At 72.1% G+C, this 9,906-nt stretch carries 11 protein-coding genes and 1 pseudogene; 8 read left to right on the top strand and 4 right to left on the bottom strand.

Features of this window, described 5'->3' with window-relative positions:
* From JNW91_RS26305 to JNW91_RS26270, 8 genes and pseudogenes are all read left to right on the top strand, one after another.
* On the top strand, window positions 1-1,001 hold a 1,001-nt coding region (locus JNW91_RS26305; protein WP_238425736.1), incomplete at its 5' end, for a THUMP-like domain-containing protein.
* A 10-nt stretch (window positions 1,002-1,011) separates the two neighbouring features.
* Complete coding sequence (gene ybaK / locus JNW91_RS26300) at window positions 1,012-1,491, top strand: Cys-tRNA(Pro) deacylase (protein ID WP_203178066.1); 480 nt, start codon at window positions 1,012-1,014, stop codon at window positions 1,489-1,491.
* 178 nt (window positions 1,492-1,669) lie between these two features.
* Window positions 1,670-2,764 (top strand): sugar ABC transporter substrate-binding protein, encoded by a 1,095-nt coding sequence (locus tag JNW91_RS26295; RefSeq protein WP_203178065.1) that lies wholly within the window; start codon window positions 1,670-1,672, stop codon window positions 2,762-2,764.
* Window positions 2,765-2,877: 113 nt separating this feature from the next.
* Window positions 2,878-3,696: an ATP-binding cassette domain-containing protein gene (locus JNW91_RS26290; protein ID WP_203178064.1), complete on the top strand. Its 819-nt coding sequence runs from the start codon at window positions 2,878-2,880 to the stop codon at window positions 3,694-3,696.
* A complete protein-coding gene (locus JNW91_RS26285; protein WP_203178062.1) occupies window positions 3,693-4,955 on the top strand; it encodes a sugar ABC transporter permease in 1,263 nt (420 codons plus the stop codon). Before JNW91_RS26290 ends, JNW91_RS26285 begins: the two co-directional genes overlap by 4 nt.
* A 21-nt stretch (window positions 4,956-4,976) precedes the next feature.
* Window positions 4,977-6,157: pseudogene (locus tag JNW91_RS26280) on the top strand (ROK family protein).
* 19 nt (window positions 6,158-6,176) lie between these two features.
* Window positions 6,177-6,476, top strand: a complete 300-nt coding sequence (locus JNW91_RS26275; RefSeq protein ID WP_203178060.1) for a DUF1707 SHOCT-like domain-containing protein — start codon at window positions 6,177-6,179, stop codon at window positions 6,474-6,476.
* Window positions 6,477-6,600: 124 nt separating this feature from the next.
* Window positions 6,601-7,338 (top strand): DUF4142 domain-containing protein, encoded by a 738-nt coding sequence (locus JNW91_RS26270; RefSeq protein WP_203178058.1) that lies wholly within the window; start codon window positions 6,601-6,603, stop codon window positions 7,336-7,338.
* 23 nt (window positions 7,339-7,361) lie between these two features.
* On the opposite strand, the gene JNW91_RS26265 is transcribed toward JNW91_RS26270, so the two are convergent.
* Genes JNW91_RS26265 through tsaB form a run of 4 tightly spaced genes read right to left on the bottom strand, consistent with a single transcriptional unit; the run spans window position 7,362 to window position 9,826 of the window.
* A complete protein-coding gene (locus JNW91_RS26265; protein ID WP_030330028.1) occupies window positions 7,362-7,616 on the bottom strand; it encodes a hypothetical protein in 255 nt (84 codons plus the stop codon).
* Window positions 7,617-7,630: 14 nt separating this feature from the next.
* Window positions 7,631-8,677, bottom strand: a complete 1,047-nt coding sequence (gene tsaD, locus JNW91_RS26260; RefSeq protein WP_203178056.1) for a tRNA (adenosine(37)-N6)-threonylcarbamoyltransferase complex transferase subunit TsaD — start codon at window positions 8,675-8,677, stop codon at window positions 7,631-7,633.
* On the bottom strand, window positions 8,670-9,152 hold the full coding sequence (rimI, locus tag JNW91_RS26255) for a ribosomal protein S18-alanine N-acetyltransferase (RefSeq protein WP_203178054.1): 483 nt from the start codon (window positions 9,150-9,152) through the stop codon (window positions 8,670-8,672). Before rimI ends, tsaD begins: the two co-directional genes overlap by 8 nt.
* A complete protein-coding gene (gene tsaB, locus JNW91_RS26250; protein WP_203178052.1) occupies window positions 9,149-9,826 on the bottom strand; it encodes a tRNA (adenosine(37)-N6)-threonylcarbamoyltransferase complex dimerization subunit type 1 TsaB in 678 nt (225 codons plus the stop codon). The genes rimI and tsaB overlap by 4 nt, the downstream gene beginning before the upstream one ends.
* Between the last annotated feature and the right edge of the window lie 80 nt (window positions 9,827-9,906).

Raw genomic sequence — 9,906 nt, 5'->3', positions numbered from 1 at the left:
ACTCCGCCGGGCGCTCCAGGTGCGGGCTGTGCCCGCAGTCGGGCAACACCACCTCGTGGTACGCGCCGCCGGCCGCCGCGTACCGCTCCAGCACCGCCCCGGGTCTGGCCGACCTCGGCTGCGGCCTCGGCGCGGACGCGCTGGCCGCCGCCCGTGCCGGCATCCGGGTGTACGGGGTGGAAGCCGACCCGGTGACCGCCGCGATGGCCGCCGCCAACGCCGCCGCGGCCGGGCTGGCCGAGCTGTTCACGGTCGAGTGCGGCGACGCCACCTCGTTCGACGTCTCCCGGGTCGACGGCGTCTTCTGCGATCCGGCCCGCCGCACGACCGGCACCGGGCGACGGATCTTCGACCCGCGCGCCTACTCGCCACCGTGGGACTTCGTCACCGGGCTGGCCGAGCGGGTGCCCCGCACCGTGGTGAAGGTGGCGCCGGGCCTGGACCACGCGCTCATCCCGGCGGGCGCGGAGGCGGAGTGGGTAGGCGTGGACGGCGACCTGGTGGAGGCCGCGCTCTGGTGCGGCGAACTGGCCGAGGTCCCCCGCCGGGCCAGCCTGTACCGCCGGGAGGGCGACGAGACCCGCTGCCACCAGCTCACCGGGTCAGGCGCCGCCGAGGCGCCGGTGGGACCGCCGCGCCGCTACCTGTACGACCCGGACCCGGCGGTGGTCCGGGCGCGCCTCGTCGCCGAACTGGCCAACGAACTGGACGCCACCCTGGGCGATCCGAGCATCGCCTACCTCTACGCCGACCACCCGACCCGCACCCCGTACGCGCGCTGCCTGGAGATCACCGACGTGCTGCCGTTCTCGCTCAAACGACTGCGGACGCTGCTGCGGGATCGCCGGGTGGGCCGGGTGGAGATCCTCAAGCGGGGTTCGGCGCTCACCCCGGAGCAGCTCCGGCGGGACCTGCGGCTGGCCGGCGACCAGGCGGCGAGTCTGGTGCTCACCCGGATCGCCGGGGCCCCGACCGTGCTGGTCGGCCGGCCGGTCGATTAGGTTCAGGGGCGTGGCGGGACAGGGCACTCCGGCGACGGCACTGCTGGTCAAGCGTGGGATCGCGCATCGCACGCACCCGTACCAGGTGGCGCCGGACGCCCCGAACTATGGCGCGCTGGTGGCGGCGGCGCTCGGCGTGCCCCCGGAGCGGGTGTTCAAGTCGCTGGTGACCGAGGTGGACGGCGCACTCACCGTGGCGGTCGTACCGGTCACCGGCGAACTGGACCTCAAGGCGCTCGCCGCGGCGGTCGGTGGCAAGCGGGCGGCGCTGGCCGACCGGGCGGTCGCCGAGCGGGCCACCGGCTACGTACGGGGCGGGATCAGCCCGCTCGGGCAGCGTCGCCGACTGCCCACTGTGCTCGACGACTCCGCACTGGACCTGCCGACGATCTATGTCTCCGCAGGCCGGCGTGGCCTGCAACTCGAACTGGCCGCAGCGGATCTGGTGGCGCTGACCGAGGCCCGTACCGCGCCGTTGCAGACCCACTGACGACTTTCGTTACGTCGACTCCCTGTGGGATACCCGGGGAGTAACAGTTGCGTTGCTGAATTGTTATCGCCCCCAACAAACTTGGCACCTGCGCAGTCTTGTGGAGCCGGTGTGACGCGCAATACGTTGCCGGGCACAACAAAACAACATCTCCCCCACCCCCGAAAGGACCCTGCACATGCGTAAGGGGATCCTCACCATCGCCGCCGTGGGCCTGCTCGCGACCGGCGGCTTGACCGCCTGTGGCGACGACTCCGGCGACGACAAGGCCAGCTCCGCCAAGACCCCCAAGATCGGCGTGATCCTCCCGGACAGCAAGTCCTCCGCCCGCTGGGAGGGCGCGGACCGCAGGTTCCTGGAGGAGGCGTTCGAGGCCGCCGGCGTCCAGTACGACATCCAGAACGCCCAGAACGACAAGACCGCGTTCCAGACCATCGCCGACCAGATGATCACCAGTGGCGTCACCGCCCTGATGATCACCAACCTGGACTCCGGCACCGGCAAGGCCGTGCTCGACAAGGCCAAGTCGCAGGGCGTCGCCACCATCGACTACGACCGGCTCACCCTCGGCGGCTCCGCCCAGTACTACGTCAGCTTCGACAACGAGACCGTCGGCAAGCTCCAGGGTGAGGGTCTGGCCAAGTGCCTGACCGAGAAGGGCGCCAAGAACCCGGTCGTGGCGTACCTCAACGGCTCCCCCACCGACAACAACGCCACCCTGTTCAAGGCCGGCTACGACTCGGTGCTCAAGCCGAAGTTCGACTCCAAGGAGTACACCAAGGGCCCGGACGACGCCGTGCCGGGCTGGGACGGCCCCACCGCGGCGACCATCTTCGAGCAGCAGCTCACCGCGACCAAGGGCAAGATCGACGGCGTGCTGGCCGCCAACGACACTCTCGGCAACGCCGCCATCTCGATCCTGAAGAAGAACAAGCTCAACGGCAAGGTGCCGGTGACCGGCCAGGACGCCAGCGTGGAGGGCCTGCAGAACATCATCGCCGGTGACCAGTGCATGACCGTCTACAAGGCCGTCCGGGAAGAGGCCAAGGCCGCGTCCGACCTGGCCATCGCACTGGCCAAGGGCGAGAAGAAGGAGACCGGCCAGACGGTGAAGGACCCCGAGGGCGGCCGGGACGTCCCCTCGGTGCTGCTCACCCCGAAGGCCATCTACAAGGACAACATCAAGGACGTCATCGCCGACGGCTACGTGACCAAGGAGCAGATCTGCGCCGACGCGTACGCCAAGCTCTGCGCCGGCGCCGGCATCAGCTGACCGACGCCGCAGTACCCGCCGGGACGACCATCGCCGCCCGGCACGGGAGAATCCCTCCCGTGCCGGGCGGCGCCCGCCGGACGGGCCCCGACCCTCCCGTAAGGAGACCCCCCGTGTCCGCGACCCCCCTGCTGGAGCTCCGCGGGATCGACAAGAGCTTCGGTCCCGTCCAGGTGCTCCGCGACGTCGCCCTGACCGTCCACCCGGGTGAAGTGACCGCACTGGTCGGCGACAACGGCGCCGGCAAGTCGACCCTGGTCAAGTGCATCAGCGGCATTCACCCCACCGACGCCGGTGAGGTCCTGTTCAACGGCGAACCGGTCCACATCGGCAGCCCCCGCGACGCCGCCGCCCTCGGCATCGAGGTCGTCTACCAGGACCTCGCTCTCTGCGACAACCTCGACATCGTGCAGAACATGTTCCTCGGCCGGGAGAAGCGCAGCGGCATCGTCCTGGACGAACCGACCATGGAACAGCTCGCCGCCGAGACGCTCGCCGGGCTCTCCGTGCGCACCGTCACCTCGCTGCGCCAGCACGTCTCCAGCCTCTCCGGCGGCCAGCGCCAGACCGTGGCCATCGCCAAGGCGGTGCTGTGGAACAGCAAACTGGTCATCCTGGACGAGCCGACCGCCGCGCTCGGTGTGGCACAGACCGCCCAGGTCCTCGAACTGGTCCGTCGCCTCGCCGACAACGGTCTGGCCGTGGTGCTCATCTCGCACAACATGAACGACGTCTTCGCCGTCTCCGACCGGATCGCCGCGCTGTACCTCGGCCAGATGGTCGCCCAGGTGAAGACCACCGACATCACCCACGCCCAGGTGGTCGAACTGATCACCGCCGGGCGCTCGGGCGCGCTCGGCCTCACGACCGAGACTGGTAGCAACGGCGACGGCACGCAGCCGGCCGACTCGATCCCAGGAGGCCTCCGATGACCACCACCGCCGTGCGCAAGGACGGCCCGGCGGCCGTCACACCGCCACCGACCATCGGGGGTCACGCCCGCACCTACCTGAGTCGGGTACGCGGCGGCGACGTCGGCGCGCTACCTGCGGTGCTGGGCCTGATCGTGCTCTGCACAGTCTTCGCGGTCATGCGGCCGTCCTCGTTCCTGTCGGCAGGGAACTTCGCCAACCTCTTCACCCAGGGTGCGGCGGTCACGCTTATCGCCATGGGCCTGGTCTTCGTGCTGCTGCTCGGCGAGATCGACCTCTCCGCCGGCTTCGCCAGCGGCGTCTGCGCCGCGGTACTGGCCAATGTGGTCACCGTGCTCGGCTACCCCTGGTGGGTCGCCGTGCTCGCCGCGATCGCCACCGGCCTGGTCATCGGCACCACCCTCGGAATGCTTGTCGCGAAGATCGGCATTCCGTCCTTCGTGGTCACCCTCGCCGGCTTCCTCGCCTTCCAGGGCATCGTGCTGATGCTCATGAAGGAGGGCACCAACATCTCCGTCCGCGACGAGGTGCTGGTCGCTATCTCGAACCGCAACCTCAGTCCCGCCCTGGGCTGGGCGTTTGCCGTCCTCGCGGTCGCCGGCTACGCGGCGGTGCAGTTGCTGCGACACCGCAAGCGGGTGGCCCGTGGCCTGATCACCGACCCGATCGCGGTGGTCGCGCTGCGGATCGTCGGGCTCGCCGTCATCCTCGGCACCGCCGTGTACGTCCTCAACCTGGAGCGCAGCCGCAACGTCCTGATCAGCTCGCTCAAGGGCGTGCCGATCGTGGTGCCGATCATCGCGATGCTGCTGGTCATCTGGACCTTCGTGCTCCAACGCACCAGCTACGGCCGGCACATCTACGCCGTGGGCGGCAACCGGGAGGCCGCCCGACGCGCCGGCATCGAGGTGGACCGCATCCGCATCTCGGTCTTCGTGATCTGCTCCTCGATGGCTGCCGTCGGGGGCATCGTGGCCGCCAGCCGAGCCAACTCGGTCGACCCGAACACCGGTGGCAGTAACGTACTGCTCTACGCCGTCGGCGCGGCGGTGATCGGCGGCACCAGCCTCTTCGGAGGCAAGGGCCGGGTCTTCGACGCCGTGCTCGGTGGCGCGGTCGTCGCGGTCATTGACAACGGGATGGGCCTGATGGGGTACAGCGCGGGAGTGAAGTACGTGGTCACCGGTGTGGTGCTCATGCTCGCCGCCAGCGTCGACGCCTTCTCCCGCCGCCGCGCCACCGCCACCGGCACCCGCTGACCGCGGGGAGGCGGCACCACCATGCGCCCGGGACCGAGCCAGGACGAGGTCCGGCGGCAGAACCTCGGGGCTCTGCTCCGGCACGTACACGTCCACGGGGCGACCACCCGCGCCGAACTCACCTCCACACTGGGGCTGAACCGGAGCACCATCGGAGCGCTCACCGCCGACCTGTCCGCGGTGGGACTGGTCAGCGAGGGAACACCGAAGGAGACCGGCCGGGCCGGACGGCCGTCACTGGTCGTCGGCCCGAGTCGGCCCGGGTGTACGCGTACGCGTACTCCGTCGAGGTGGACCGGCTGCGCGCCGCCCGGGTCGGCCTGGGCGGGGCGGTGCTGGACCGCCGGGAACTGGACCGACCGCGCGGCCTGCTGGCCGCCGAGGCCGCGCCGCAGCTGGCCGGCGCCGTGAAGGACATGCAGCAGGCGGTGCCCGGTGACGCCGTCTGCGTCGGGGCCGGCGTCGCGGTCTGCGGCATGGTCCGCCGCGAGGACGGCCTGGTCCGGCTCGGCCCGACCACCGGCTGGGTGGACGAGCCGATCGGTGCCGCGCTCGGCGCCGAACTGGGCCTCGACGTGCCGATCACCGTCGGCAACGTCGCCGACGTGGCCGCGTTCGCCGAGCACGCCCGGGGGGTGGCGGCCGGCTGCGACAACGTCATCTACCTGTACGGCGATGTCGGTGTCGGCGCCGGCATCATCGCCGGTGGACGCCGGCTCACCGGGCACGGCGGGTACGGCGGCGAGGTCGGCCACATGAAGGTGGTCCGCGACGGTATGCCCTGCGAGTGCGGCGCCCGGGGCTGCTGGGAGACCGAGATCGGTGAGCACGGGCTGCTCCGCGCGGCGGGACGCTCCGACGCCCGGGGCCGCGACGCGCTGCTGGCCGTCTTCGACGCCGCCGACCGGGGTGACGCCCGCGCCCAGACGGCGGTCCGTCAGGCCGGGGACTGGCTCGGCTTCGGGGTGGCCAACCTGGTGAACGTCTTCAACCCGGAGATGGTCATCTTCGGCGGCACCATGCGTGACCTCTACCTCGCCGCCGCGGCCCAGATCCGCAGCCGGCTCAACTCCAACGCGCTCGGCGCCTGCCTGGAACACGTCCGGCTGCGCACGCCCAAGCTGGGCGCGGACGCGCCTCTGATCGGCGCGGCCGAACTGGCCTTCGAACGGCTCCTCGCCGACCCCCTCGACGTGGGCTGATCCGCGTACCCTGTCCGGCGTGGATGTCGAGCTGCGCGCCTCCGACGACGACCGTCACCGGGTGGTCGCCGAGCTGCACCGGCACACCACAGCCGGCCGGCTCACCCTGGACGAGTTTTCCGACCGGGTCGGTGCGGTGTGGACGGCCCGTACCCTCGGTGACCTGGCCGCGCTGACCCGCGACCTGCCGGCCCTGCCCGACGATCCGGCCACCGGGGCGACCACCGTCGGGCACGGCCGCCGGGAGTTGCTGGTGCTCTTCGCCGTCGCCGCGCTCACGCTGCTGCTGCTCGGTGGTTTCCTCGCCGTCACCCGCTGATCCGCGTCGCCGACCAATGAACTAATCGCACGATCAGTCCGTATCAGTGGACGGGCGGGCAGCCGGCAGGTACGGCTGCCCGGTCCCGACGCGTTTCGGTCCGGACCGAGGAGGCACCGCAGACATGGCACCGCTCAGATCCGCCCGTCGCCGGCTGGGCAACCGGACCCACCGGGCGGCGATGCTGCTCATCGCGATCATCGCGGGGGTCGGCGTCCTGCCCGGCGTGGCCATCGCGGCACCCGCCGGGCAGCAGCTCAACGCCGCCGACATGACCCTGCTCAACGGGGTGCGGTTGGCCGGGCTGTGGGAGATGCCGGCCGGTCAGATGGCCGCCGAGAAGGGGCAGTCGGCCAAGGTCCGGGAGATCGGCGCGGGCATCGCCAACGAGCACCAGCGGCTCGACCAGCTCGTCGTGGACGCGGCCAACAAGCTGGGCGCGACCATCCCCAGCGAGCCGACGGCCGAGCAGAAGGGCTGGCTGGCGGAGATGCAGAAGGCCTCCGGCGCCCGGTTCGACCAGATCTTCGTGACCCGGCTCCGGGTGGCCCACGGCAAGATCTTCCCGGTGATCGGCGCGGTGCGGGCCAGCACCCGGGACGCGACCGTCCGCAAGCTCTGCGACGACGCCAACGGCTTCGTGATGCACCACATGCAGATGCTGGAGAGCACCGGGCTGGTCCGCTGGCCGGAGCTGCCGCCGGCCGCGCTGCCCGCCCCCGGGAACGACGGGCTGCTGGCAGCCGCCGCGGCGAACACCGGTCCTCAGGTCGGGGTCAGCAGCACGGTCGTCTGGCTGGTCTTCCTGGCCGCCCTGGGCACCGGCGGGATCGCCACCTACCGGATGCTGCGCCGCAACTGAACGTCGCTCGTCGGTGGCCCGGGTCAGCGGTCGACCTGGGTGAAGTCCCAGGAGTGCGGGGCGCGGGCCACCAACAGGGCGGGCGGATCGGGCAGCGGACGCGGGTTGCTGCGCCACTTGGAGATGACCACCACCCGATGGTCAGTGGAGGAGAAGACCTCGCTGGACACGTGCAGCGGGTCGTGTTCCACCTCGGGCAGGGCGGTGTCGCACACCCAGGTGATCAGGTCGGCGACTCCGTACGCCTCGGCACGCGCCTCCCACATCCGCACGATCATGTCCGTCCGCCCCGTCACACGCTGACCGTTGTCAGCGGCAGCGCCGAGTCGGCCGGCAGGTCCAGCCGGCTCGGCGCGACGCCCGCGGCGACCAGGTGCGAACCGAGCGCGGCCACCATCGCCCCGTTGTCGGTGCACAGCTTCGGCCGGGGCACCCGGACCCGGATGCCGTACTTCTCGGCCCGCTGCTCGGCCAGCGCCCGCAGCCGCGAGTTCGCGGCCACTCCCCCGCCGATCACCAGGGTCTCGATGCCCTGAGCGCGGCAGGCGGCGAGCGCCTTGGTGGTCAGCACGTCACAGACCGCCTCCTGGAAGGACGCGGCCACGTCGGCCACCGGCACCGGTTCGCCCGCGCGCTGCCGCGCCTCGACCCAGCGGGCCACCGCGGTCTTGAGCCCGGAGAACGAGAAGTCGTACCGGTGCGCGGCGAGGTCCTTGGCGGCGGTCAGGCCGCGCGGGAAGGCGATCGAGGTGGCGTCGCCGGCGCGGGCCTCCCGGTCGATGGGCGGGCCGCCCGGGAAGGGCAACCCGAGCAGTCGGGCGACCTTGTCGAACGCCTCACCGGCCGCGTCGTCGATGGTGGCGCCCAGTGGGGTGACACCCCGGGCCAGGTCGTCGACGAGCAGGAGCGACGAGTGCCCGCCGGAGACCAGCAGCGCGATGGCGGGTTCCGGCAGCGGGCCGTGCTCCAGGGTGTCCACCGCGACGTGCGCGGCGAGGTGGTTGACGCCGTACACGGGCTTCTCCGCGGCGAGCGCGTACCCCTTGGCGGCGGCGACACCGACCAGCAGCGCGCCGGCCAACCCGGGCCCGGACGTGACCGCGATCGCGTCGATGTCGGCCAGGGTGACGCCGGCCTCGGTCAGCGCCCGCTGCATGGTCGGCACGATGGCCTCCAGGTGGGCGCGGCTGGCCACCTCGGGCACCACGCCTCCGAACCGGGCGTGCTCCTCGACGCTGGAGGCGAGCGCGTCAGCGAGCAGGGTGTGCCCCCGCACGATGCCGACGCCGGTCTCGTCGCAGGAGGTTTCGATGCCCAGGATCAGCGGTTCGTCAGCCATGGTCGTGTGGTCCGTCCCCGGTCGGCTCGGCGTCGCGCTGCATGACCAGCGCGTCGGTGTTGGTCGCTTGGTAGTAGCCGCGTCGTACCCCGATCGGCTCGAACCCGTACGTCGCGTAGAGCCGCTGGGCGGCGGCGTTGTCCACGGCGACCTCCAGCAGGGTGCTGCGGGCGCCACGTCGGTCCGCCTCGGCGAGCAGGTCCTCCAGGAGGACGCGTCCGATGCCACGCCGCTGGACGTCCCGCCGGACGGCGATGACCTGTACCCACACCTCGTCGGGTGGGGCTCCGGCGAGCCCGGCGTAGCCGAGCACGGTGCCGCTGTCGTCGGTGGCGACCCGGTAGTGGTGTCCGTTGGCCAGCTCGTTCCAGAACATGGCCGGGGACCACTTTCCGGCGCCGAACAGGTCCGCCTCGGTCGGCAGCACCTCGTCGATGTGCCACCAGCGGAACGGTTCGAGCCGCACCGCCGTCATTGGAGGACCGGTTTGTGGCCGGTGGCCGCCACGGCGTCCGGGCGGCGCAGGTAGAGCGGGGTGAGCCGCTCGCTCGGTGCGCCGGCCCGGATCCGCTCGGCGGCGAGCAGCGCCAGCACGGTGGCGTCCGGGTAGCGCGGCTCCACCCGGACCGGCAGGTCCAGGACCTCGGCGTACCGGTGCGCCCCGTCGCCGACCGCGACCAGCGCGCCCAGTTCGCGGGCGCGGGCGGCCGCCACCGCGGGCGTGGAGACCTCGGGCCCGACGACGCGCTGGCCGGCGCCGTCGTAGACAGCCCAGTAGAGCTCCTTGCGCCGGGCGTCGCTGGCGGCCAGCACCGGGTCGCCGGCCGCCGCCGGGTAGCCGATGGCGTCCAGCGAGCAGACGCCGTACGTGGGGATGTCGAGCACCTGGCCCATCGTGGCGGCCGTGACCAGGCCGACCCGCAGACCGGTGAACGGCCCCGGGCCGAGCCCGGCGACGACGGCGGTCAGGTCGCGGGGACGCGCGTCCGCGTCGGCGAGGACCGCGTCGATCTGGGGCGCCAGCAGTTCGCCGTGCGCGCGGGCATCGACCGTGCACCGGTGCGCCCGGGACGCGACACCGTCCGCCGAGACCTCCACCAGCGCCGCGGTCACGGCAGGGGTCGAGCTGTCCACCACGAGTACGAGCACGGTAAGCCAGCCTAGCGGCCCCGCCACGCGCCCCGGTCGCGCCCCGCCCCGCCGCAGCCCTCGATCACGCCCCCACCGCA

Origin of the sequence: Micromonospora parastrephiae (genome assembly GCF_016802865.1) — a bacterium.
Lineage (GTDB): Bacteria > Actinomycetota > Actinomycetes > Mycobacteriales > Micromonosporaceae > Micromonospora > Micromonospora parastrephiae.
Note: the sequence above shows the minus strand (reverse complement) of the source record. Positions and strands in the feature narration are given on the sequence as shown.

What these genes read in the sequence shown, in the direction of transcription:
- JNW91_RS26295 (WP_203178065.1), top strand. Translation starts at nt 1,670, where the DNA reads ATGCGTAAGGGGATCCTCACCATCGCCGCCGTGGGCCTGCTCGCGACC.
- rimI (WP_203178054.1), bottom strand. Translation starts at nt 9,152, where the DNA reads ATGACGGCGGTGCGGCTCGAACCGTTCCGCTGGTGGCACATCGACGAG.
- tsaD (WP_203178056.1), bottom strand. Translation starts at nt 8,677, where the DNA reads ATGGCTGACGAACCGCTGATCCTGGGCATCGAAACCTCCTGCGACGAG.
- JNW91_RS26265 (WP_030330028.1), bottom strand. Translation starts at nt 7,616, where the DNA reads ATGATCGTGCGGATGTGGGAGGCGCGTGCCGAGGCGTACGGAGTCGCC.
- JNW91_RS26270 (WP_203178058.1), top strand. Translation starts at nt 6,601, where the DNA reads ATGGCACCGCTCAGATCCGCCCGTCGCCGGCTGGGCAACCGGACCCAC.
- JNW91_RS26285 (WP_203178062.1), top strand. Translation starts at nt 3,693, where the DNA reads ATGACCACCACCGCCGTGCGCAAGGACGGCCCGGCGGCCGTCACACCG.